Origin of the sequence: Mycobacterium sp. SA01 (genome assembly GCF_041287105.1) — a bacterium.
Taxonomy (GTDB): domain Bacteria; phylum Actinomycetota; class Actinomycetes; order Mycobacteriales; family Mycobacteriaceae; genus Mycobacterium.
On sequence record NZ_JBGGNO010000014.1, the window covers coordinates 66,449 to 90,020 of the forward strand.

Sequence of the window (23,572 nt, forward strand, 5' to 3'; positions counted from 1 at the left end):
CAGACTGGCAGGATGGCTCGCATGTCTGCACCGGTGTTGCTGCTCGACGGCGCGAGCATGTGGTTTCGTTCGTTCTTCGGGGTGCCCTCGTCGATCACCGCACCCGACGGCCGACAGGTCAACGCCGTGCGCGGCTTCCTGGATAGTGTGGCGACGCTGATCACCCGCGAACGCCCGGGCCGCCTGGTGGTGTGCCTCGATCTGGACTGGCGCCCACAATTCCGGGTCGATGCGATCCCGTCGTACAAGTCGCACCGCGTTGCGGAAGAAAAGCCAAGCGGGGAAACGGATTTGGAAGAGGTCCCCGACGAGCTCAGTCATCAGGTCGAGATGATCATGGAGCTGCTCGACGCGTTCGGGATCGCCACCGCGGGAGCGGAAGGCTACGAAGCCGACGACGTGCTGGGCACGCTGGCCACCGCCGAGACGCGCGATCCTGTGGTGGTCGTCAGCGGCGACCGCGACCTGTTGCAGTTGGTGGGTGACGATCCCGTCGCGGTGCGGGTCCTCTATCTGGGCCGCGGGTTGTCGAACGCCACGATGTTCGGACCTGCCGAGGTTGCCGAAAAGTACGGGGTGCCCGCACATCGGGCCGGCGCCGCCTATGCCGAACTGGCGCTGCTGCGCGGAGATCCGTCCGACGGCCTGCCCGGGGTGCCGGGCGTCGGGGAGAAGACGGCGGCCACACTGCTGTCCCAGTACGGATCGCTGGAGGACATCCTGGCCGCCGCGCACGACCCGAAATCGAGACTGTCCAAGGCTTTTCGCAGCAAGATTCTGGCGGCGACCGACTACATCGAGGCGGCCGGACCGGTGGTGCAGGTGGCCCGCGACGCACCGGTGGAATTCAGCACCGATCACGACCGGCTACCGCTGGCGGCCGCCGACCCATCACGCGTCGCGGAACTGGCCAACGCCTACGGCGTCGGATCGTCGATCGGCCGCCTGCAGAAAGCGCTGGACGCCCTCGATTAGCGGCTACTTCGGCACATGACGCCGCCGAGCGGCTACTTCGGCCGGCCGACCTCGTAGGTGCCCTTGTCGTCCTGGAAGGTGACCGTCACCTGACGCTTCGTGCCGTCGATGCTCACCTCGCAGGTGAAGGTGTCACCCTTCTTGACCGTCGGGTTCTGGCCGTTGTTGCACTTGACGTCTTTGACGTTCTTGGCGCCGTAGCCGTTGGTCTCGTCGGTGAGGATGTTCTGCACGCCCTGCTGGGCCTTGCCGATATCGAGCTTGGTGGTCACGAAGAAGCCGGGCTTCCAGAAGCCCAGAACCAGCACGACGGCGACGACGATCGCGGCCAGCACTCCGATGACAGCGAACAGCACTGTCGAGGACTTCTTGGCGCCCTCGTCGCCGGGCTGCGGGTACTGGCCCGGCTGCTGCGGGTATTGACCCGGCTGCTGCGGGTACTGACCCGGCTGCTGCGGGTACTGGCCGTACGGCGGCTGCCCGTACTGCGGATACTGCTGACCCGGCTGCGCGTAGGTGCCCGGGTTGTACTCGGTCGGCTGCTGGTACGGCTGCTGCGGGTACTGCTGACCGGGCTGTTGGCCGTACTGCGGATATTGCTGCGGGGTGTAGGCGGGCGGCTGCCAGGCCGGCGGCTCACCGGACGGCTGCTGCCAGGCCGGGGCTTCGCTGCCGCTGGGCTGCTGCTCGGAGCCGGAGGCAGGCTGATCCTGACCTTGCCCGGGTTGAGCCTGCCAGGGATTAGGTTCTGATCCCTGCGGTCCGCTCATCGTCTCTCCTTGATCTGGTAGCGATTCGCCGCTCCCACCGTAGCGGCTTGCATGAGCCTACCCGCCATCAACAGCGACGACGCCGCGCCGGATGTCGTCGATGGCACGGTTTGCCGTCTTACGGAGCCCGGCTTCCGGCCCGGCGTTGCGGACCTGGTCGAGCAGATCGAGCACTTGTCGGCACCACCGCACGAAATCGCCAGCCGGCAGCGGGGTCCCGGCACCGGCGACATCGGAGGCCGCCAGAGCGGCCGCCAGGTCGCCGGTCGTCGCCCACCGATAGATGGCGGCGACGAATCCTTCGTCCGGCTCGCGTGTCGGGCTGATCCGGTGCCGGTTCTCGTCGGCGCGCAGTTGCCCGGACATCCGCCGCATCTCGACCAGCGCGCGCCGCACGTTGGCTGTCGGCATCTCGACGGCATGCGACGGGGTGGGGCCGTCGCTGCCGCGGGTCTCGAACACCACCGCGGACAGTGCGGCGGCCAGCTCGGCGGGCGCGAGCCCCTTCCAGACACCCTTGCGCAGGCATTCGGCGACCAGCAGATCGCTTTCGTTGTAGATCCGCGTCAGCAGCTTGCCGTCGGCGGTGACGGCGTACTCGTCGTCGCGCTGTTCGATGAAGCCGCGCTCGGTCAGCAACCCCACGATCCGGTCGAACGTGCGGGCCAGCGAGTTCGTCGCCGCGCTGACCTTTGTGCGGATCTGCTCGTTGTCGCGTTCGACCCGCAGATAACGCTCGCCGATCCGAACCTGGGCCTCCCGGCCTGCCATGTCGTGCACCGAGTGCCTGCGCATCGACTCCCGCAACGCGAGCAGCTCGGGATCGATGTCGGGTGCGTCCTCGGCGTCGCCGCGGCGTTTCCTGGTCGGCGGCACCCGCAGACCGGACGCCGCCGACAGCAGCGCTGAGGCCAGGTCGCGGCGTACCCGTGGCTGCCGGTGCTCCACCCGCTTGGGTAGGGTCATCGATCCGATCGCCGTCGCGACACCGGCGAAGTCGGCCGAGGAAACCCTTCCCGCCCAACGGTTTTCGGTCAACACCAGCGGCCGGGGATCGGTCGACTCGTTGGCCGCCTCCAGCACCACGGCCAAGCCGCCACGCCGGCCCTGCGTGATGTTGATGATGTCGCCGCGGCGCAGCGCCGCCAGCGTGTCGGTGGTCGCCTGCCTGCGTTGCAGCCGCGAGGCCCGCGACTGCGCCCGCTCGCGCTCGCTGATCTTCGCGCGCAGCCGCACGTAGTCGAGGATCGCCGGCTCGGAGTCCGGCTGCGTGCGACGGTCCCAGCCCAGTTCGGCGGCGATGTCGTCGAGCATCTTCTCGCCGCGTTCGACACCTCGGACCAGCCCCACCACCGACCGGTCGGCCTGGAACTGCGCGAACGACCGCTCCAGCAGCTGGTGGGCCTGCTCGGGTCCCATCTGGTTCACCAGATTGATCGTCATGTTGTACGACGGCGCGAACGAGCTCCGCAGCGGGAAGGTCCGGGTGGACGCCAGCCCGGCCACCTCGGCCGGTTCCACATCGGGAGTCCACAGCACGACGGCGTGACCCTCGACGTCGATCCCGCGCCGTCCGGCACGCCCGGTCAGCTGGGTGTACTCCCCCGGCGTCAGCGGCAGATGCTGCTCGCCGTTGAATTTGACCAGCTTCTCCAGCACGACGGTGCGGGCCGGCATATTGATGCCCAGCGCCAGTGTCTCGGTGGCGAACACGGCCTTGACCAGTCCGGCGGTGAACAGCTCCTCGACGGTGTGCCGGAAGACCGGAAGCATGCCGGCGTGGTGGGCGGCCAGGCCGCGCAGCAGCCCCTCACGCCACTCGTAGTAGTCGAGCACCGCCAGGTCGGTGTCGGCGAGATCGCCGCAGCGCCGGTCGATCACCTGCGCGATCCGCTTGCGGTCCTCGTCGTCGGTCAGCCGCAGCGGGCTGCGCAGGCATTGCTTGACGGCGGCGTCGCAGCCGGCGCGGGAGAAGATGAAGGTGATCGCGGGCAGCAGACCTTCGCGGTCCAGCGAGGCGATCACATCAGGCCGCGACGGCGGGCGGTGCAGGCCCGACCTGCCACCAGGACGGCCCGGCCCGCGGCGGCGCGGCTCCCAGTCCGTCAACCGTTCGGCCTCGCGGCGGTGCGCGATGTGGCGGATGAGGTCCGGATCGACGAGGTGCTGCTTGCCCTCGCGGTCGTAGTCGAACAGGTCGAACAGCCGCTTGCCCACCAATACGTGCTGCCACAACGGAACCGGCCGGTGCTCGTCGACCACGACGGTGGTGTCGCCGCGCACGGTCTGGATCCACCCGCCGAACTCCTCGGCGTTGCTGACCGTCGCCGACAGGCTGACCAGCCGCACGTCGTCGGGCAGATGCAGGATCACTTCTTCCCACACCGCACCGCGCATCCGGTCGGCGAGGAAATGGACCTCGTCCATCACCACAAAGGACAACGCACGCAACGTTTCGCTACCGACGTACAACATGTTGCGCAGCACCTCGGTGGTCATCACCACCACCGGCGCGTCGCCGTTGACCGACTGATCACCGGTCAGCAGGCCGATGTTCTCCGCGCCGTACCGGCGCACCAGGTCGTTGTGCTTCTGATTGCTCAGCGCCTTGATCGGCGTGGTGTAGAAGCACTTTCGGCCTGCGGTGAGCGCCAGGTGTACCGCGAACTCGCCGACCACCGTCTTGCCCGCGCCGGTCGGTGCGCACACCAGCACACCGTGGCCGCGTTCGAGCGCCTCACACGCCTTGCGCTGGAACGGATCAAGGGTGAACGTCAGCAGCTCGGTGAACTGCTCAAGCTGCTTCCCCGGGTCGCTACGCTCCTGCCCGCCGGAAAGCTGGGACGGCTCAGGTGATGTCGTCATGCTGTGCCGCATACGTCGCCGGTGTGGCCACCGGTTCCGGCGCCTCGATGGGTGCGGCCTGCTCGTCGGGAATCTCGGCCTGCGCCTCGCGCTTGGCCTTGCGTCGGTCATTGATCCGGGCGATCTGGATGGCGAATTCCAGGAGCAGCGTGAGCGCGAGCCCCAGCGCCAACATCGAGAACGGGTCCGAGCCGGGCGTGGCGAACGCGGCGAAGACGAACACCCCGAAGATCAGGCCGCGGCGCCACGATTTGAGCTTCTCGTAGGACAGCACACCAATCAGATTCAGCATGATGATCAGCAGCGGGAACTCGAAACTCACGCCGAAGATCAGCAGCAGGTTGATCAGGAATCCGAAGTACTGGTCACCGGACAGTGCGGTCACCTGGACATCACTGCCGACTGTCAGGAGGAAGTGCAGGGCCTTCGACAGGACGAAGTAGGCCAGCACGGTGCCCGACACGAACAGCAGCGCGGCGAAGAAGACGAACACCGACGCGAAGCGGCGCTCATTGCGGTACAGCCCGGGGGTGATGAAGGCCCACAACTGGTAGAGCCACACCGGGCAGGCCATCACGATGCCCGCCGTCAGACCGACCTTGAGCCGCAGCATGAACTGGTCGAACGGCGCTGTCGCCAGCAGGCGGCAGCCTCCGTCGGCACTGATGTCGGCGCGGGCCGACTGCGGCAGCGAGCAGTACGGCTCGCGTAGCCATTCACCCAGGCTCTCCACCCCCATGAACCCGTGGCTGTACCAGAGGAAACCGATGATCGTGGTCAGCGCGACGGCGCCCATCGCGATCAGCAGGCGGTACCGCAGCTCCCGGATGTGGTCGACGAGGGACATGGTCCCGTCCGGATTGACGCGGCTGCGGCGTTGACGGGGGTCCAGCCGCGACAGGAGTTTAGGTGTGCGCACGGCAGCGGCAGACTACGGGCGTCGGAGCGCCCGGTTGTCGTCGGTTCAGGCCGGTTTGGCGTCGGTGGGGCTCTGGGCCGGCGGGGTCACCGGGGCCTCGACGCGCTCGGACTGCACCTGGGTGGGAGGCTGCGCGGGCGTGACAGGAGTGTCCGCCTTGTGCTCGTTCTGCAGCTCCTTGACCTCTGACTTGAAGATGCGCATCGACTTGCCCAGTGAGCGGGCGGCATCAGGCAACCTCTTCGACCCGAAGAGCAGCACGACCACCGCGATGAGAATCAGCCAGTGCCACGGTTGTAGAGCACCCAATTTGGTCACCTCCAGAAGTTGCCTCGATGCTACCCCAGGTCCAGGTCGGCGTACGCGGCCAACGCGGCCGACGCACTGTGGCGCACCCGGCTCACCAGCGACTCCGGTTCGAGAACTCGGACATCGGCGCCGAATCCCAGCAGCGCCCGGCACATCCATTCCTCGGAGGCGTAGGTCATCGACGCCTTGTGGTAGCGGTCGGGCAGTTCCTCGAGGATCCGCATCGGGTAGTACTCGAGCATCCAGGTCGCGGTCGGTGCCAGCAGCAGGGTCGCGGCGGGCAGCGCCGGATCGGCGTCGAACAGCGAGGTGTCCGGCGGTGCCTGCTTGGCCGGCTCGGGCGGGACGGCGGCCTGGTCGAGCACGGTCGCGGAGACGATGCGGTCGAACCGGAATAGCCGCACTCCCTCGGCGTCGCGCGCCCAGGCCTGCAGATAACTGTGGTCGCCGACCAGCACCACCCGGATCGGGTCGACGACCCGGCTGGTCAAGGTGTCCCGGGACGCCGAGTAGTACTCGATGTTCAGCGCGCGACCATCACGAACGGCGGCGCGCACCGCGGCGGCGGTGTCGCTTTCGATCGGCGCTCGCTCGTCCACGGCGGCGACGGCATGGGTGTGGTCGTGGCCGACGGTGCCGGCCGCCGATTCGATCTTGGCGATGGCGCTCAGCGCGGCCTGCGGGTCGACGACTCCGGGGATGTCGACCAGCGCCCGCAGCGCCACCAGCAGGCCGGTGGCCTCCGGCGACGTCAGCCGCAGCGGTTCGTCCATGCCCGCCGAGAACGTCACCTTGATCGAGTCGCCGGAGAACTCGAAGTCGATCAGGTCGCCGGGCCCATACCCGGGCAGACCGCACATCCAGAGCTGGTCGAGGTCCTGCTCGAGTTGCTTGCGGGTCACGCCGAGATCGGCGGCGGCCTCGTCGTAGGTGATGCTGGGGTTGGCCTTGAGGTACGGCACCATGTTGAGCAGCCGCACCAGTCGCGTCGAGACAGGGGTCATGCGGGCTCCCCCGCCTGCGCGCGCAACCGGGCGACCACGTCGTCGCGCAACGCGGCCGGTTCCAGAACCAGCGCATCGGCCCCGTAGCCCGCGACTTCGCGGGCGAGCCGGTCGCGGGTGCCGATGTCGAGTTCGATCACCTCGCCCGAGCGCCCGCCGATACTGCGCGCTCCGGCGGATTTCCCGTTGCGGCGCAACGACATCGCCTTACCGTCGGCAACCCACACCGATGCCTGCACGCCGCTGGGGGCTTCGCCGATCGCCCGGTCGACGATGGCCCGCAGGTCGACACCGGCGGGTCTGACGACAGATCCGGGTGGGCCGACGCATGTGATGTCGGCACCGATGCGGGAGAGCCGAAATGTTCTGGTGGCGTTGCGGTCCCGGTCATGCCCGACGAGATACCAGCGGCCCCGGTCGGTGATCACCCCCCACGGTTCCACGGTGCGCACGGTGTAGGGGTCGGTCGGCAACGACCGGTGGCGGAACTGCACCGGTCGACCGGAGTCGATGGCCGACAACAGGTTTCCCAGCACGTCTTCGGATCCGCGCAACCCGGGCTGCCCCGACGCGGTGGTGATCGCGACGGCCGCGTCGGGATCGACGTCGACGCCGGCCGCCCGCAGTTTCAGCAGCGCACCCTGGGTCGCGGTGATCAGTTCCGGCGATTCCCAGAGCTTGGTGGCGATCGCGACGGCGCCCGCCTCCTCGTCGGTGAGTTCGATGTCGGGCAGCGCGTAGGCATCGCGGTTGATCCGGTAGCCCTCGGTGGGGTCGAACGACGACACCCGGCCGGTCTCCAAGGGGATGCCCAGATCGCGCAGCTCGTTCTTGTCGCGCTCGAACATCCGGGAGAACGCCTCATCGCTGGGGCTCTCGGCGTAGCCGGCCACGCTGGCGCGGATGCGATCGGCGGTGATGTAGCCGTGCGTGGACAGCAGCGCGATGACGAGGTTCATCAACCGCTCTACTTTGGATGTCGCCACTCGGAAAACCTTAGCGGGAAACGGTGCGCCGCCCCTGCGGCGCGCTCGTCACATGCTGGCGATGAGTCGCTTCACCCGCTCGTCGACCGAGCGGAACGGGTCCTTGCACAGCACCGTGCGCTGCGCCTGGTCGTTGAGCTTGAGATGCACCCAGTCGACGGTGAAATCGCGGCCCGCCTCCTGGGCGGCGCTGATGAACTCGCCGCGCAACTTGGCCCGGGTGGTCTGCGGCGGGGTGTCGACGGCGGCGTCGATCTCCTCGTCCGTGGTGATCCGGGTCGCCAGGCCTTTGCGCTGCAACAGGTCGAACACGCCGCGGCCACGTTTGATGTCGTGGTAGGCCAGGTCCAGCTGGCTGATCTTCGGATCGGACAGCTCCATGCTGTAGCGGTCCTGATAGCGCTGGAACAGCTTGCGCTTGATCACCCAGTCGATCTCGGTGTCGACCTTGGCGAAGTCCTGGCTCTCGACGGCGTCGAGCTGGCGGCCCCACAGGTCGACCACCTGGTCGATCTGGGTGTTGGGCTCGCGGGTCTGCAGGTATTCGACCGCGCGGGCGTAGTACTCGCGCTGGATGTCCAGTGCGCTGGCCTGCCGTCCACCGGCCAGGCGCACCGGCCGGCGACCGGTGAGGTCGTGGCTGACCTCGCGGATCGCCCGGATCGGGTTGTCCAGTGAGAAGTCGCGGAACGCAACTCCGGCCTCGATCATCTCCAGCACCAGCGAGGCGGTGCCAACCTTGAGCATCGTGGTGGACTCGCACATGTTGGAGTCCCCGACGATCACGTGCAACCGGCGGTATTTCTCGGCGTCGGCGTGCGGTTCGTCGCGCGTGTTGATGATCGGGCGCGACCGGGTGGTGGCGCTCGAGACGCCTTCCCAGATGTGTTCGGCGCGCTGGCTCAGGCAGAACGTGGCCGCCTTCGGGGTCTGCAACACCTTGCCTGCGCCGCAGATCAACTGGCGGGTGACCAGGAACGGCAGCAGCACATCGGAGATCCGGGAGAACTCGCCGGCCCGCACGATCAGGTAGTTCTCGTGGCAGCCGTAGGAGTTTCCGGCCGAATCGGTGTTGTTCTTGAACAGGTAGATGTCCCCGCCGATGCCTTCGTCGGCAAGGCGCTGTTCGGCGTCGATGAGGAGGTCTTCCAGCACCCGCTCACCGGCGCGGTCATGAGTGACCAACTGCGTCAGGTTGTCGCACTCGGCGGTGGCGTACTCGGGGTGGCTGCCCACGTCGAGGTACAGGCGCGCGCCGTTGCGCAGGAACACGTTCGAGCTGCGGCCCCACGACACCACCCGGCGGAACAGGTACCGGGCGACCTCGTCCGGACTGAGCCGACGATGGCCGTGGAACGTGCAGGTGACACCGAATTCGGTTTCGATGCCCATGATTCTCCGCTGCACGACACCGAGCCTACTGGTTGCTGTGCACTAGCGGTGGGCAAGCGGGGCGCGAAACGCGTTCAGAGTCCCTGTGGATTACGGAAAAGCCGCGGCCGCGGGACATGCCAGCATGAGCCGTGCCCGAGCGCGTCGTCGTCGATACCGCCACGTTAGGGGCCCTGACGGACACCCTGACCCGCAGCGCAGGTCACCTCGCGGGTGTTGCGATCCCCGGTGTCGCGGAGCTACCCGGTTCTGCGCTGGACGGTTTGGTTGCACCGGAACGCGTCGCGGCTGAGGTGCACCGACTCGGCGCGGCTCTGCAGGATTGGGTTTGCTCGGTGCGCCGATCGGTGGACGAACTCGGCGCCGCCGACGACGCGACGGCACGGCGTCTCCCGCCCCGGTGAGCCCGCCGACCGTGGCGCAGGTGCTCGCCTGGCGACCGCAGGCGCTCATCGAACTGGCCGGCGCATGGGACGACGCCGCGGGCCGGCTTCAGGCCCAGGCGGACGCCGTCGACGACCAGGTGGCCGGCAGCGCCGGCGTGTTCACCGGTTCGGCCGCGGGCGCGGCCCGCGAGGCGATCGGTCCGACCACCGCGGGTCTGCGCGGGGTGTGCCGGGCGCTGATCCTGGCCGCCGCGCAGGCTCGGGACGCCGCCGAGGTCATCACCCGCTGTCGCGACCGGGTGCTCGAGGTGGTGGCGGATGCCCGGGACGGCGGACACGAGGTGCGCGACGACGGAATGGTGGCTCCCCCGACGGCACCGTCACAGCTTCTGGTGGCGTGCAGCGGTGGTTCCGATGGGGTGGCGCGCACGATGCTGGACGTCCGGGCGGCCGAGCTGACTCGCGTTCTTCAGGGGGCATTGTCGGCGCTCGGCGCCGCCGATGCCGCGGCGGCCACCGCGATCGACGCGGCGTTCGATGCCACCCCGGCCGAGCCGGCACCGGTTCGGCCGGCAGCGGCCGCAGGCAATCCGGTGGCCGACTGGCCGCACCTGAGCCAGGACGCGATCTCCGCGGCGGTCGCGGGGATGTCCGACACCGACCGGCAGCGGCTGATCGAGTCCAGGCCTCACGAAGTGGGCAACACCGATGGTGTTCCGTGGGAGACCAGGATCGCCGCCAACCGGATCAACATCGCCGATGCGATCCTCGACCAACGCCGCCGCATCGAGGTGCCCGACGAGGTGAAGTTGCGCGCCGCCGTCGCACCGACGCTGGAAGCGGCTGACGCCGAACGACTTTGGGCTGCGTTGCACGCAGACCCGAGAATGCGCGCCGCGGCGATCGACGCCTACGACCACGACGCGCGCAGCCGCATCACCTACTACGAGAGCCTGCTCGCCGACGTTCCCGACCCGGTGGACCGTAACCGGCGGGTGCCCCGCCAGATCCTGGCCTTCGACCCCCGGCGCGAGAGCTTCATCGAGTTGTCCGGCGATCTGACCCGCGCGCACGCACTCGCGGTGCTGGTGCCCGGGCTCAACACCACCTTCGACGGCGCAGCCGACGACGTCGCGACGGCGCGGCGCTTCGTTGCCGGATCCGCGGGCGACGTCGCGATGATCACCTATCTGGGTGGCCCGTTCCCAACCGGTCAGCTGCTCGCCGGGGTGGCCGACGCCGTCGATCCGCGTTATGCGCTGAAGATGGCGCCACGACTGGTGGCGTTCAGCGAAGACGTCGAACGGCGCGCCGGGTCGATGCCGGTGACCTACCTGGGCCATTCGTACGGCGGGTCGATCCTGGGCACGGCCGAACACTTCGGACTGACCGCCGACCGGGTGATCTATGTGGAGGCCGCGGGCGCCGGTGTGGGCGTTCATGATCCGTCGGACTGGCATAACCGCAACCCCGACGTGCTGCGGTTCTCCCTGACCGCGCCCGGCGATCCGATCGGCTTGGTCCAGGGCATCCCGCTCGGGCCGCACGGGGCCGACCCCGACCGGTTGCCGGGTGTGATCCCGCTGGCCGCCGGCCGCAACCTGACCGGCGGGCCGATGGGCGGACTGTCGTCGCACAGCGATGTTCTCAACGAGCCCTCCGACGCGTGGCACAACATCCTGGCGGTCATCACCGGCGACCGGGAACATATTCGGCTCGGCTGAGCCGGCTACGCCACCGGGTAGTCCGGCAGTACCGGTTTGCGTGGGCCGGCGCCGGCGGACCGTGACGCAACCGATGCCAGGGCCGTGGCCGGCGGACTCGCCGCGGCACGCGCGACGCCATGCAACGCCGCGATACCGATCCGGCTGCGCGGGTTGGCAATTCGTAGCACTCCGGGACGGACGACAGGCGCCGAGGCCGCGAACGGCTTCATGCGGTGTTGGTATCGGTCCAGGGCCGCCGCATGGTCGGAGGTGGCGGCCAGTTCGCCGGCAAGGATGTAGGCACCGATCAGCGCCAGGCTGGTGCCCGCACCGCCGAACGTGGCGTTGCAGAACGCGCAGTCGCCGAGCAGGCCGATACGGCCCTTGCTCCATGAGGGCACATGAACCTGGCCGGCGACCGAGAAGTACATCGGTGCACCGGCTTCGAGCTCGCGCAGAATCCGCGGAGCGGCACCGCCGACGTCGGCGAAAGTCTTGCGCAGGATCGTGATCTGGTCACCCGGATCGAGATCCTCGATACCGCGGACATCGGAGATGAACGTCAGGATGGCTCTGGTGGTGCCCAGGTTGTCCGGGCGCAGGTGCACACCACGGGATCGAGTTGCGTGCTGCCAGTTCCACCACTGGTCGTCGCTGTCGGACCGAGGGATGGTGGCGTACGCGAAATACATTCCCAGATCGGTGACCTCGACGGAGCTGACGAACCGGCGGGAGCGGGAGCGCAGGCCTTCGGCGACGATCAGGACGTCGGAGTCGAGCACACTGCCGTCGTCGAGCACGGTGGTGACGTGGTCGCCGTGGTCGGTGACGTCGGTGATCTGGGTGCCGAAGCGGTAGTCGGTCTGACCGTGCGTGCGTTCGATGAGAATCCGCGACAGTTCACCGCGCAGGATCTCCAGTTCCGCGGTCGGGCCGTCGGGGCTGCCTGGCGCGCCGACCGGAAAGGAGGCCGCCGCCGTGCCGGCAGCGGTGACGAAGCGGGTTCCGACCTCACCGGTGTTGGCCCGGCGCACCTCGTCTTCGATGCCCATCCTGCGCACGACTTCCCGTGCGGCGCCGCGGATGTCGACGTTCTGGCCCTCGTCCCGCCGCTGGGGGTAGCGCTCGATCACCGTGGTCCGCCAGCCGCGCGTGGTGAGTTGGTCGGCCAGTGCAGGTCCGGCGATTCCCGCACCGGAGATGACGGCGCGTGGGCTCAGGAGGTGGCCTCTGCGGGCAGCAACGCCTCCAACGCCGAACCGGTGATCCGCCGGAATGCCCGTCGCGGCCGGTTGGCGTCCAGGATGGCCACCTCCAGGGTGGCCGGGCCCAGCACCCGCGGCTCGGCCGGCGGCGTGCTGCTCCCGCTTGCGCCGGTGCCGTTGATACCGGCCCGCAACGCTTCGACGGCGATACCGACCGCATCCTTCAGCGGCGCATTCTCGGAGTAGGACTCCTTGAGCGCGGTGATGATCGGCTCCGTGGTACCACCCATGACGACGAAGTGTGGTTCGTCGGCGATCGAGCCATCGTAGGTGATCCGGTACAGCTCAGGGGGTTTCGTTTCGCCGTAGTGGGCCACCTCGGCCACACACAGCTCCACCTCGTAGGGTTTGGCCTGCTCGGTGAAGATCGTTCCGAGGGTCTGCGCGTAGACATTGGCGAGCTGGCGGCCCGTCACGTCGCGACGGTCGTAGGCGTACCCGCGGGTGTCGGCGAATTGGATGCCGCCGCGGCGCAGGTTGTCGAACTCGTTGAACCGGCCCACGGCGGCGAAGCCGACGCGGTCGTAGAGCTCACTGATCTTCTGCAGCGACCGCGATGGGTTCTCCGCAACGAACAGCACCCCGGAGTCGTAGGCCAGCACAACCACGCTGCGGCCCCGGGAAATGCCTTTGCGCGCAAGCTCGGAACGCTCGCGCATCGCCTGCTCGGGCGAGATGAAGTATGGGAAGCTCACTTAGTCCACCCGCGGTGCTTCGTTGCTGGGTCCCGTGCCGGGCCCGAATGTGTTTGTCGTGGCACGCTTTTCGATCACCTCGCGCGCAAGCGCGGAGATCCGCTCCTCGGAGACATCGACGGCACCCTCGGCCTCGATCGTGACGGCCGTCGGGTAGATACCGCGCACCAGGTCCGGACCGCCGGTTGCCGAGTCGTCGTCGGCGGCGTCGTAGAGCGCCTCCACAGCGGCCCGCAGCGCCGAATCCGCGTCGGTGACACCGGGATAGAGCTTCTTGATCGACGACTTCGCGAACAGCGAACCGGACCCCACCGACTGGTAGCCCTCTTGCTCGATATTCCAGCCACCGGCCGCGTCGAACGACACGATCCGTCCTGCCGCTTCCGGATTCGGGTCATCGAGGTCGTAGCCCACCAGCAGCGGCAGCGCGACGAAGCCCTGCAGTGCCGCACCGAGATTGCCGCGCACCATCGTCGAGAGACGATTCACCTTGCCGGGGAACGTCAGCGGGACGCCTTCGACCTTTTCGTAGTGCTCCAGCTCCACGGCATACAGCCGGGCGAACTCGACGGCGATCGCGGCGGTGCCGGCGATACCGGTGGCCGTGTAGTCGTCGGTGATGTACACCTTCTGCACATCCCGGCTGGCGATCATGTTGCCCTGGGTGGCGCGGCGATCGCCGGCGATCAGCACACCGCCCGGATACCTCAGCGCGACGATCGTGGTGCCATGCGGCAGCGCGTCACCGGGCAGCGCACCGCTCGCGCCGGTGCTGGTGGGCAATAGCTGAGGTGCTTCCCGCCGGAGATGGTCGGAAAACGAGGAGAGATCGGTCAGAGGTGAACTGGTGGCAAGGCGATCAGAGAACGGCCAGGTCACTGTCCGCCCTTTTGCACGTATGCACGCACGAAGTCCTCAGCGTTCTCTTCCAGGACGTCATCGATCTCGTCCAGCAGATCATCGGTCTCCTCAGCGAGCTTGTCGCGACGCTCTTGCCCGCCGGCACCGGTGCTGCCGAGGTCGTCATCCTCGCCGCCACCGCCGCCACGCTTGGTCTGCTCTTGAGCCATCGCTGCCTCCTGCTCGTGATGCGTTCTTCTACCCTACCGGTCGAGACCGATATTGCTCCGTCTAACGAACGTCAGGTCGTCAGTTGTTCCACGAGTTGCACTGCGCTGTCGACCGAATCGAGAAGCGCCCCCACATGGGCTTTGCTCCCGCGCAGCGGCTCCAGGGTCGGAATCCGCACCAGCGAATCACCGCCCAGGTCGAAGATCACCGAGTCCCAGCTCGCCGCCGCGATGTCGGCGCCGAAGCGGCGCAGGCATTCACCCCGGAAGTACGCCCGGGTGTCGGTCGGCGGGTTGTCGACGGCGTCGATCACTTCCTGCTCGGTGACCAGACGCTTCATCGAGCCGCGCGCCACCAGCCGGTTGTACAAACCCTTGTCCAGCCGGACATCGGAGTACTGCAGGTCCACCAGATGCAGACGCGGGGCCGACCAGCCGAGGTTCTCCCGCTGCCGGAAGCCCTCCAGCAGCCGCAGCTTGGCCGGCCAGTCCAGCAGCTCGGCGCACTCCATGGGATCCCGTTCCAGCAGGTCAAGGATGTGCGCCCAGGTTTCGACGACCTGCGTGGCCTGCGGATCGGGGTCGCGCGCGTCGACCAGCTTGGCCACCCGGTCCAGGTAGATCCGCTGAATGGCCAGCGCGGTCAGTTCCCGGCCGTCGGCCAGCGCCACGGTGGCCCGCAGCGACGGGTCCCGGCTCACCACGTGGACCGCGTGCACCGGCCTGGCCAGCGCCAGATCCGACAGGTCGAGGCCGTATCGCGGCCCTTCCTCGATCAGGTCCAGGACCAGCGAGGTCGTTCCCACCTTCAGATACGTCGAGGTCTCGGCCAGGTTCGCGTCGCCGATGATGACGTGCAGCCGGCGGTACTTGTCGGCGTCGGCGTGCGGCTCGTCGCGGGTGTTGATGATGCCGCGCTTGAGGGTGGTCTCCAGGCCGACCTCGACCTCGATGTAGTCGGCGCGCTGGGACAGCTGAAAGCCCGGTTCGTCCCCGGACGGCCCTATCCCGACGCGGCCGGAACCGGTCACCACCTGCCGGGACACCATGAACGGCGTCAGGCCGGAGATCACCGCCGAGAACGGCGTCTGGCGGCTCATCAGGTAGTTCTCGTGCGACCCGTAGGACGCGCCCTTGCCGTCGACGTTGTTCTTGTACAGCTGCAGTTTGGCCGCGCCGGGCACGCTGGCCACATGCCGGGCCGCGGCCTCCATCACCCGTTCTCCGGCCTTGTCCCAGATCACGGCATCCATCGGGTCGGTGACCTCGGGAGCCGAGTACTCCGGGTGCGCGTGATCGACGTAGAGCCGGGCGCCGTTGGTGAGGATCATGTTCGCCGCCCCCACCTCGTCGGCGTCGACGATCGGCGGCGGCCCCGACGAGCGGCTCAGGTCGAATCCGCGGGCGTCACGCAGCGGCGACTCCACCTCGTAGTCCCACCGCGTGCGCTTGGCACGCTGGATGCCGGCGGCCGCGGCGTACGCGAGCACCGCCTGGGTCGAGGTCAGGATCGGGTTGGCGGTCGGATCGGAGGGCGAGGAGATGCCGTACTCCACCTCGGTTCCGATGATCCTTTGCATGGCCGCCAGCCTAGCGGCCGGTGTTGCGCGCCTGACGCGTGGACGGTGCCACTTCCGGCTAGGGTGACCTGACCCGAAAGCCCACATCGGAGCCGCGCAACGATGACATCTCCGGACCGCTACGCCGAAGAACGCTGGTTTCTCGTTCGCGGTCTTCCGGCGGTGGTGCGGCGCGGCGCACTGCTGCGGCGGATCTGGGGCCGATCGGCACCGGCGCTGGCCGGAGTCGCCGTCTTCGCCGCCAACTCCATTCTGGTGGTGACGCTGTCGGGCAAGCACACCATCGACATCGACGGCAGGCCGACGGTCGCCGAGGGATTCCTGCTGGCCCTGATCGTGCTGGTGCTGCCGGTGGCAGGCCTGGTGGGCTGGCTGGTATCGCGGATCGAAAGCCCGCTGGCACGAGTCGTGGCCGCCGACATCTCGGTGGCGGTCGCGCTCCTCGGGTGCGTCTTCGGCGGCCCGAGTCCGCGCATCATGGTGAACCTCCTGCTGGTGGGGATCTCGATCGCCGTGATCGTCGTGGCGACCGCATCGGGTGTCGGCTCGATCGCCGGCTGGGCTGCCCGGGACACCATGTCGAACCTGGCGCTCGCCAGCGGCATGTTCGTCCGCGCACTGCCGGTCGTGCTGCTGACGTTCCTGGTCTTCTTCAACACCTATGTGTGGCTGATGGCGGCGATCGTGAGCCGCGAACGACTGTGGCTGGCCATCGGATTCCTGTTCGCGATCGCCGCCGCGTTCCTGGTGTCGAGCACCCTGGAGCGGGTCCGCCCGATCCTCGGCGAGACGGCCGCCGCCCCCGAGGACGCAGACCGGCTGGCCGGCACGCCGTTCGAGGGCATCGCCGACGAGCCCGGCGTCGATCCCCTGTCGCGCACCGAGCGGGCCAACGTGGTGTTCGTGGTGGCGGCCTCGCAGGTCGGCCAGGTGCTGACGGTCGCGCTGGCCACCGGAACGATTTTCTTCGTACTCGGACTGATCGTGCTCAGCCCGCCGCTGCTGGCGTCCTGGACGCGTGACAGCGGGCGCACTGACGGCCACATCCTCGGCATGACGCTGCCGGTTCCCGACCCGCTGATCCAGACGACCATGATGCTGACCGCGATCACGTTCATGTACCTGGCGGCCAAGGCCGTCACCGACAAGGAGTACCGCGCTCAGTTCCTCGACCCGCTGCTGGCCGAGCTCCGGCTCACCCTGGTGGCGCGGGATCGCTACCGCTCGTCGCGGCGGGGACGCTGAGATGGCGACGGCCGCCGGCCGCGATGTTCACGAGTGGTTCCTGGCCCGCGGCCTGCCACTGGTCCTGACGCGACGGGTGCGTTCGCGACGGCTGATCGCCCGGTCGGCGCCGGTCGTCAGCGGTATCGGAGCGCTGATCGCGGTGACGGCATTGACCGCCGATGTCAGCGACGGTCAGGTGGAGATCGGATCCGTTGTGCGGCTGGGAATCATGGCCGTCGTGCTGACGGCGGCACCGTTCGTGCTGTACCTGCTGCACCGCGCGGGCACCACCCGCAGCGAGACGGGTCGGCGCAGCGCCGCCCTGTTGGTGATGGCGTTGTTCGTGATCGGCTTTCCGCTGGTGGACCAGGGCTGGACCGGGCTGACCGCCGCCGAAGTGGCCGGGTTCGGGGTGATCGCGCTTGTCGCCATCTGGCTGACCTATCTGGGTATCGGGTCGATTGTCCTGTGGGCGTTCCGATTCGCGTGGCTGCAGTTCGGGGCGCTCGGAACGCTGATGAGTCGCGCGCTACCGCTTCTGATGCTGACCGTGGTGGTGTATTTCACCGGCGAGTTGTGGCAGCTGTCGGCCCGCATGACACGTGAACGCCTTTGGCAGACAATCGGTTTCCTGGCCCTGGTGGCACTGGTGTTCATGGTGGTGACCATTCGCGACGAGGTGTCGGCGCTGCGTGAGGACCGCTCGGGTCCGCGCGACACCGCGGCGTTGCTGGCCGGCACACCTCTGGCCACCCGGACCGACCCGATGCGCACGCCGTTGTCGCCGGCCGAACAGGTGAATGTCGTCGCCGTCATGGTGGTCGCCCAGGCGATCCAGGTGGTGTTCTTCACCACCGGACTGTTCGCGTTCTTCCTCGCGCTGGGCACCATCGCGATTCCCGACGATGTCACGGTGCTGTGGTCTGCCGAGCAGTCCTGCCCAGCGGGCCAACCCCCCTGCGCCGGAACATGGTTCGGCATCCATGTGCCGATACCCCAGACCGTGGTGCACACTTCGTTGTTCGTGGCGGTACTGTCCGGGCTGTACTTCACCGTCAGCACGAGCGTTGACCCGCTGTACCGGCAGCGGTTCTTCGATCCGTTGGTCGCAGACGTCGCCGTCAGTCTCGCCGGCCGCGACGCATATCTGGAGATGGAGGCAAGCGATGACCGAGCGCGATGACGTTTTCGACAAGCGGTACGGGGAGGTGCTGCTGGTTACGGCCGGTGCCGACGGACCGGAAGCGGCCGTCTACAACAGCTTTCCACTCAACGACTGCCCGGCCGAGCTGTGGGACAAGCTCGACGCCGAGGCCATCGCCAAGGAGCACGGCGCGATCGCCGCACTGCTCAACGGACCGCGGCACTGGCTGATGAGCACCATCGACAAGGTGGCGCCAGAGCGCCAGGAGATCGAGACCTTCGGCGGGATCGACATGATCAAGCAAGCCACGGTCAAGCTGTCATCGATGAACCCCGCGCCGTACACCGTCAACCATGTCGACCGCCGAACCGTGTTCAACTTCGACGCCGGCCGACCGGTTTTCGAACTCGTCGACCCGCAGGGGCAGCGCTGGGTCATGCAGACCTACAGCAAGGCGGTGGACCGCAACCTCGACCTGGCAGGCCTGCCGGAGTTGGCCGCCCGGCTGGATCTGCCCGAGGGATGGCGTTACGAGACGCGCACCCTCACCGAGCGACTGAGCGTCGACACCACCACTCGCGACGCCCACGTAACCCAGGACAGCCTCGGCAACAGCTACAGCCTGGAGTTTTGAGGCGCCGTCGCAAACTGACGGTGGCGACGATAACGCTGCAGTAAGGCTCACCTGCGTCATACACTGCCGCCATCGTGCGCTGCCGACGTCGGCGAAGCTGTGCGGTATCGGGGCGAAAGGACACACCATGAAGAAACTCGTGATCACCGGCATCGCCGCGGTGGGACTCGGTTTGGGCCTCGCCTCACCGGCGCACGCGGACGAGGATTCCTTCGTCACGACGCTGGCCAACGACGGCTGGCATGGACCGGTCGAGACCGCGGTCGCGCTGGGACAGCACATCTGCAGCGACATCGCCACCGGCGTTCCGCAGGCGACCACGTTGCAGACCATCTCGGACAACACCACTGACGGCGTCGAGCCGAAGGATGCGGCCTTCTTCTACAGCGCCGCCGCCACCCAGCTCTGCGGGCACTGACGACGCGAGCCTGGGCCGGTACTCCTACAGGTACTGGCCCAGGTTCGACTCGGTGTCGATGGCCCGGCTGGCACTGCTGCTCTTGCCGGTGACCAGCGTGCGGATGTAGACGATCCGCTCGCCCTTCTTGCCCGAGATCCGGGCCCAGTCATCGGGATTCGTGGTGTTGGGCAGGTCCTCGTTCTCGGCGAACTCGTCGACGATCGAGTCGAGCAGGTGCTGGATCCGCAGCCCCTTCTGCCCGGTCTCCAGGACCGACTTGATCGCGTACTTCTTGGCCCGGTCGACGACGTTCTGGATCATCGCGCCGGAGTTGAAGTCCTTGAAGTACATGACCTCTTTGTCACCGTTGGCGTAGGTGACTTCGAGGAATCGGTTGTCGTCGATCTCCGCGTACATCCGGTCGACGACCTTCTCGATCATGGCCCGGATGCACAGTCCGCGGTCGCCGCCGAACTCGGCAAGATCGTCGGCGTTGACCGGCAGGTCCTCGGTGAGGTACTTGCTGAAGATGTCCAGTGCCGCTTCGGCATCCGGCCGTTCGATCTTGATCTTGACGTCGAGGCGGCCGGGCCGCAGGATCGCCGGGTCGATCATGTCCTCGCGGTTGGAGGCGCCGATCACGATGACGTTCTCCAGCCCCTCCACACCGTCGATCTCCGAGAGCAGCTGGGGCACGACCGTCGTCTCGACATCGGAGCTCACGCCGGTGCCACGGGTACGGAAGATCGAGTCCATCTCGTCGAAGAACACGATGACCGGCGTTCCCTCGGAAGCCTTTTCGCGCGCCCGCTGGAAAATCAGCCGGATATGCCGTTCGGTCTCGCCGACGAACTTGTTCAGCAGTTCGGGGCCTTTGATGTTGAGGAAGTACGACTTCGCCTCGCGGGCATCATCGCCACGAACCTCAGCCATCTTCTTCGCCAGCGAATTGGCCACGGCCTTGGCGATCAGCGTCTTACCGCACCCGGGCGGGCCGTAGAGCAGCACACCTTTGGGCGGACGCAGCGCGTATTCGCGGTAGAGCTCTTTGTGCAGGAACGGCAATTCGACGGCGTCGCGGATCTGTTCGATCTGGCGGGTCAGGCCGCCGATGTCGCTATAGGCGACGTCGGGCACCTCTTCGAGAACCAGATCCTCGACCTCGGCCTTGGGAATCCGCTCGAAGGCATACCCGGCCTTGGTGTCGACCAGCAGCGAGTCGCCCGGGCGCAGCTTGCGCGGACGCAGATCGTCGTCGTCGAGTTCCTCGGCCACGTCGGCGGGCAGATCCTCGATGGCGACCAGCGGTTCTGCCAGCCACACGATCCGCTCCTCGTCGGCGTGCCCGACGACGAGCGCCCGATGACCGTCGGCGAGAATCTCGCGCAGCGTGCTGATCTCACCAACCGACTCGTAATTGCCGGCCTCCACGACGGTGAGCGCCTCGTTGAGGCGGACCGTCTGGCCCTGCTTGAGCGACTTGACGTCGATGTTGGGCGAGCAGGTGAGTCGCATCTTGCGACCAGAGGTGAACACGTCGACGGTGTCGTCCTCGTGGGATCCCAACAGCACGCCGTATCCACTCGGCGGCTGACCGAGTCGGTCGACCTCTTCACGCAGAGCGAGCAACTGCTGACGGGCTTCCTTGAGGGTGTCCATCAGCTTGGCGTTGCGCGACGCCAGGGAGTCGATGCGTGCCTCGAGCTGATGCACATCACGGGCACTGCGGGCGCCGCCCTGTGCACTCATGGCGTTCTCCAGCTGATCGCGCAGTGCTGACGCCTCGCGGCGCAGCTCTTCTAGTTCGGCGGCGTCTTCGCCGGACAGCTGGGGTTCTTGTGCCTCGCTCATGTTGCGCTCCTTTCCCACACCGAGAGTTGGCGCGGTGGATACCTCAACGCTACCGGCCCAACCTCGATCATGTGCGTACGGGGAATTTCGACACACTGGCAACACTGTTAATCTCTCTAATGAGTCGGGCAGATCGAGAGGACAGCCGTGACCCTGAAAGTCCTAGCCACGGGCGTTGCCGCCGCAGCGATCATCGGCGGCGTTGCCGCAGGTGTGACTTCGGTTGCATTCAGCTCGCCGGTGCCCGCACCGGCCGTGCAGCCCGTCGTCTTCGGCGCACCGATGCCGCAGACGCCGGCGCCGGAGCTCCAGAGCCAGCTTGTCGAGACCCTGAACGGCCTGCAGGGCGGCGGATCGTTCTCCGGCTCCAAGGCCTCCTACATCCAGTTCGGCCTCGGCCGCTTCGAGGGCATCGCCGCAGACCGCGCGTTCAACAACGCGTCGGCCAAGGGCCTGCTCCCGCTGAGCTTCAACGTCGCCGACATCGACCAGGAAGGCCCGACCGCGACGGCGAATGTCACCGCGACCGCGCCCAACGGTCAGACCGCGACCCAGAGCATCCAGTTTGTGGAAGGGCCCAGCCCCAGCGGCTGGCAGCTGACCAAGCAATCGGCGCTATCGCTGATGCAAGGAGCCGGCTGAGCCACCGCGGGATGCGACACCCGTTTCTCGTAGGTCTGAGCGCCGTCACGATCGTGGCGGCGCTCAGCCTCTCGGGGTGTTCCGACCACGTCGAGCCGAAGTCGGCGCAGAGCCCGTTCGAGCAGTCGTCGACGCCGCTGGCGCCAGTTGAGCACGACGCGGCTCCGCTGCCGGCGCCCGACGCGCTGACCGATGTGCTGTATCGGCTGGCCGATCCGGCGGTCAAGGGGTCCGACAAGCTCCAGCTGGTCGAGTCCACGACGCCGGCGGACGCCGCGACCATCGACAAGTTCGCGGCGGCATTGCGCGACGGCGGGTTCACCCCGCTGACGTTCACCGCCTCCGAGATCCGGTGGTCCGATCGCCGTCCCGGGGATGCGCTGGCATCGATCAACGTGACGACCTCGAACCCGGCCAACCCGGGAAACTTCACGTTCCCGATGGAATTCCGCCTGGACCAGGGCAACTGGCAGCTTTCTCGCGAGACCGCTGACATGCTGCTGGCATTCGGCAATGCCCGTGGCGGCGCGAGCCCGGTGACCCCCACACCGACGCCCTGAATGTGGATCGGCTGGCTGGAATTCGACGTCCTGCTCGGTGATGTCCACTCGCTGAAGGAGAAGCGGGCCGTGGTGCGGCCGATCGTCGCCGAACTGCGGCGCCGCTTCACGGTGGCGGCGGCTGAGACGGGTTCGGCGGATCTGCATCGCAGGGCCGGCATCGGAGTTTCCGTGGTCGCCGGGGAACGGGCACACGTCGTCGACGTCCTCGACGCTGCGGAACGGTTGGTGGCGTCACGCCCCGAAATCGACCTGCTGTCGGTGCGACGCGGGCTGCACCGCAGCGACGACGACTAAGGCGCGAGCTTCTTGCGGCGCAACGGGGTCGGAGTGACCGTGCCGGGGGCCAGCCGCCGAGCCGAGATCAGGAACGCGGTGTGACCGCGCATGTTGTGCTGCGGGCGCACCGCCAAACCGACGACGTTCCACCCGCGTTGCAACGATTCCCAGGCCCGGGGTTCGGTCCAGCACTGCTGTTCGCGCAGCAGCTCGACGGTTTTGGACAGCTGGGTCACGGTCGCCACGTACACCATCAGCACCCCACCGGGGATCAGCAGCCGGGCCACGGTGTCGAGTACGTCCCAGGGCGCCAGCATGTCCAGCACCACGCGATCGACTGACGCCTCGGCCAGGTCGGAATCGACGATGTCGCCGATGATCAGCCGCCAGTTGTCCGGATCCTTCCCGAAGAACGTGGCCACATTGCGCCGAGCGTGCACGGCGTGGTCGTCACGCACCTCATAGGAGATCACCTCGCCGTCGGGGCCGACGGCACGCAGCAGGGAGCACGTCAGCGCGCCGGAACCGGCGCCGGCCTCCAGGACCCGGGCGCCCGGGAAGATGTCGCCCTCGTGGACGATCTGGGCGGCGTCCTTGGGGTAGATGACCTGGGCGCCGCGGGGCATCGAGAGCACGTAATCGATGAGCAGCGGGCGCAGCACCAGGAACGCGTCGCCGTTGGTCGACTTGACCACACTGCCCTCGGGCAGGCCGATCACCGCGTCGTGCTCGACAGCCCCCCGGTGGGTGTGGAACTCACTGCCCGGGTTGAGGACCATCGTGTAGTGCCGGCCCTTGGCGTCGGTGAGCTGGACACGGTCTCCGACGACAAAGGGGCCGGTGCGGCGCGGAGCGGGATCGTCGGTCACAGCCGTTCAGCCTGCCACAGCGGACTCGCCGCAGCGCATACCGT

General features: G+C 67.8%; 24 protein-coding genes. 10 read left to right on the forward strand and 14 right to left on the reverse strand.

Annotation, left to right across the window (positions count from 1 at the left end; genetic code table 11):
• The first annotated feature begins 21 nt into the window (after nt 1–21).
• Entirely contained in the window at nt 22–975 is a 954-nt protein-coding gene (locus AB4879_RS04875; RefSeq protein ID WP_102807636.1) for a 5'-3' exonuclease, read from the forward strand.
• Between the two features lie 32 nt (nt 976–1,007).
• Here AB4879_RS04875 and AB4879_RS04880 read toward each other — a convergent pair whose 3' ends face one another.
• Genes AB4879_RS04880 through pafA form a run of 7 tightly spaced genes read right to left on the reverse strand, consistent with a single transcriptional unit; the run spans nt 1,008 to nt 9,235 of the window.
• A complete protein-coding gene (locus tag AB4879_RS04880) occupies nt 1,008–1,745 on the reverse strand; it encodes a DUF4333 domain-containing protein (RefSeq protein WP_102807637.1) in 738 nt (245 codons plus the stop codon).
• A 57-nt stretch (nt 1,746–1,802) separates the two neighbouring features.
• Nucleotides 1,803–4,610, reverse strand: coding sequence for a DEAD/DEAH box helicase (locus tag AB4879_RS04885; RefSeq protein WP_370506688.1), 2,808 nt, complete (start codon nt 4,608–4,610; stop codon nt 1,803–1,805).
• Entirely contained in the window at nt 4,594–5,529 is a 936-nt protein-coding gene (gene tatC / locus AB4879_RS04890) for a twin-arginine translocase subunit TatC (protein WP_370506689.1), read from the reverse strand. Before tatC ends, AB4879_RS04885 begins: the two co-directional genes overlap by 17 nt.
• Before the next feature lie 45 nt (nt 5,530–5,574).
• Nucleotides 5,575–5,838, reverse strand: coding sequence for a Sec-independent protein translocase subunit TatA (gene tatA / locus AB4879_RS04895; protein ID WP_102807757.1), 264 nt, complete (start codon nt 5,836–5,838; stop codon nt 5,575–5,577).
• Nucleotides 5,839–5,867: 29 nt separating this feature from the next.
• On the reverse strand, nt 5,868–6,842 hold the full coding sequence (locus tag AB4879_RS04900) for a helix-turn-helix transcriptional regulator (RefSeq protein WP_370506690.1): 975 nt from the start codon (nt 6,840–6,842) through the stop codon (nt 5,868–5,870).
• Nucleotides 6,839–7,828, reverse strand: coding sequence for a helix-turn-helix transcriptional regulator (locus AB4879_RS04905; protein WP_370506691.1), 990 nt, complete (start codon nt 7,826–7,828; stop codon nt 6,839–6,841). Before AB4879_RS04905 ends, AB4879_RS04900 begins: the two co-directional genes overlap by 4 nt.
• A 48-nt stretch (nt 7,829–7,876) precedes the next feature.
• Nucleotides 7,877–9,235, reverse strand: a complete 1,359-nt coding sequence (gene pafA / locus AB4879_RS04910) for a Pup--protein ligase (protein ID WP_102807641.1) — start codon at nt 9,233–9,235, stop codon at nt 7,877–7,879.
• A gap of 116 nt (nt 9,236–9,351) precedes the next feature.
• Here pafA and AB4879_RS04915 point away from each other — a divergent pair, with 116 nt between their 5' ends.
• Entirely contained in the window at nt 9,352–9,624 is a 273-nt protein-coding gene (locus AB4879_RS04915; RefSeq protein ID WP_370506692.1) for a hypothetical protein, read from the forward strand.
• Complete coding sequence (locus tag AB4879_RS04920) at nt 9,621–11,330, forward strand: alpha/beta hydrolase (protein WP_370506693.1); 1,710 nt, start codon at nt 9,621–9,623, stop codon at nt 11,328–11,330. The genes AB4879_RS04915 and AB4879_RS04920 overlap by 4 nt, the downstream gene beginning before the upstream one ends.
• 5 nt (nt 11,331–11,335) lie before the next feature.
• Here AB4879_RS04920 and AB4879_RS04925 read toward each other — a convergent pair whose 3' ends face one another.
• From AB4879_RS04925 to dop, 5 genes are all read right to left on the reverse strand, one after another.
• Complete coding sequence (locus AB4879_RS04925) at nt 11,336–12,589, reverse strand: FAD-dependent monooxygenase (RefSeq protein ID WP_370506924.1); 1,254 nt, start codon at nt 12,587–12,589, stop codon at nt 11,336–11,338.
• Nucleotides 12,529–13,272, reverse strand: coding sequence for a proteasome subunit alpha (prcA, locus tag AB4879_RS04930; RefSeq protein WP_102807644.1), 744 nt, complete (start codon nt 13,270–13,272; stop codon nt 12,529–12,531). Before prcA ends, AB4879_RS04925 begins: the two co-directional genes overlap by 61 nt.
• Nucleotides 13,273–14,151 carry a proteasome subunit beta gene (gene prcB / locus AB4879_RS04935; RefSeq protein WP_370506695.1) on the reverse strand — a complete coding sequence of 293 codons (879 nt, stop codon included), beginning with the start codon at nt 14,149–14,151 and terminating at the stop codon, nt 13,273–13,275.
• On the reverse strand, nt 14,148–14,342 hold the full coding sequence (locus tag AB4879_RS04940; RefSeq protein ID WP_036337615.1) for a ubiquitin-like protein Pup: 195 nt from the start codon (nt 14,340–14,342) through the stop codon (nt 14,148–14,150). Before AB4879_RS04940 ends, prcB begins: the two co-directional genes overlap by 4 nt.
• Nucleotides 14,343–14,413: 71 nt before the next feature.
• A complete protein-coding gene (gene dop, locus AB4879_RS04945) occupies nt 14,414–15,922 on the reverse strand; it encodes a depupylase/deamidase Dop (RefSeq protein WP_102807646.1) in 1,509 nt (502 codons plus the stop codon).
• Nucleotides 15,923–16,024: 102 nt separating this feature from the next.
• Here dop and AB4879_RS04950 point away from each other — a divergent pair, with 102 nt between their 5' ends.
• From AB4879_RS04950 to AB4879_RS04965, 4 genes are all read left to right on the forward strand, one after another.
• Nucleotides 16,025–17,167 (forward strand): hypothetical protein, encoded by a 1,143-nt coding sequence (locus AB4879_RS04950; RefSeq protein WP_370506696.1) that lies wholly within the window; start codon nt 16,025–16,027, stop codon nt 17,165–17,167.
• A 1-nt stretch (nt 17,168) separates the two neighbouring features.
• On the forward strand, nt 17,169–18,332 hold the full coding sequence (locus AB4879_RS04955) for a hypothetical protein (protein ID WP_370506697.1): 1,164 nt from the start codon (nt 17,169–17,171) through the stop codon (nt 18,330–18,332).
• A complete protein-coding gene (locus tag AB4879_RS04960) occupies nt 18,316–18,927 on the forward strand; it encodes a hypothetical protein (protein ID WP_370506698.1) in 612 nt (203 codons plus the stop codon). Before AB4879_RS04955 ends, AB4879_RS04960 begins: the two co-directional genes overlap by 17 nt.
• Before the next feature lie 127 nt (nt 18,928–19,054).
• Nucleotides 19,055–19,345 carry a DUF732 domain-containing protein gene (locus tag AB4879_RS04965; RefSeq protein WP_370506699.1) on the forward strand — a complete coding sequence of 97 codons (291 nt, stop codon included), beginning with the start codon at nt 19,055–19,057 and terminating at the stop codon, nt 19,343–19,345.
• Between the two features lie 24 nt (nt 19,346–19,369).
• Here the strand turns inward: AB4879_RS04965 and arc are convergent, their stop codons facing one another.
• Entirely contained in the window at nt 19,370–21,178 is a 1,809-nt protein-coding gene (gene arc, locus AB4879_RS04970; protein WP_199189901.1) for a proteasome ATPase, read from the reverse strand.
• Between the two features lie 147 nt (nt 21,179–21,325).
• On the opposite strand from arc, the gene AB4879_RS04975 reads away from it, so the two are divergent.
• From AB4879_RS04975 to AB4879_RS04985, 3 genes are read left to right on the forward strand one after another with little or no spacing between them, the layout of a single operon-like run.
• Nucleotides 21,326–21,820 (forward strand): hypothetical protein, encoded by a 495-nt coding sequence (locus AB4879_RS04975; RefSeq protein ID WP_102807651.1) that lies wholly within the window; start codon nt 21,326–21,328, stop codon nt 21,818–21,820.
• Between the two features lie 11 nt (nt 21,821–21,831).
• Nucleotides 21,832–22,380 (forward strand): hypothetical protein, encoded by a 549-nt coding sequence (locus AB4879_RS04980; RefSeq protein WP_370506700.1) that lies wholly within the window; start codon nt 21,832–21,834, stop codon nt 22,378–22,380.
• Nucleotides 22,381–22,677 carry a DUF503 domain-containing protein gene (locus AB4879_RS04985; RefSeq protein WP_102807653.1) on the forward strand — a complete coding sequence of 99 codons (297 nt, stop codon included), beginning with the start codon at nt 22,381–22,383 and terminating at the stop codon, nt 22,675–22,677.
• Here the strand turns inward: AB4879_RS04985 and AB4879_RS04990 are convergent.
• Nucleotides 22,674–23,528 carry a tRNA (adenine-N1)-methyltransferase gene (locus tag AB4879_RS04990; RefSeq protein WP_102807654.1) on the reverse strand — a complete coding sequence of 285 codons (855 nt, stop codon included), beginning with the start codon at nt 23,526–23,528 and terminating at the stop codon, nt 22,674–22,676. The genes AB4879_RS04985 and AB4879_RS04990 overlap by 4 nt on opposite strands.
• Nucleotides 23,529–23,572 lie beyond the last annotated feature (44 nt).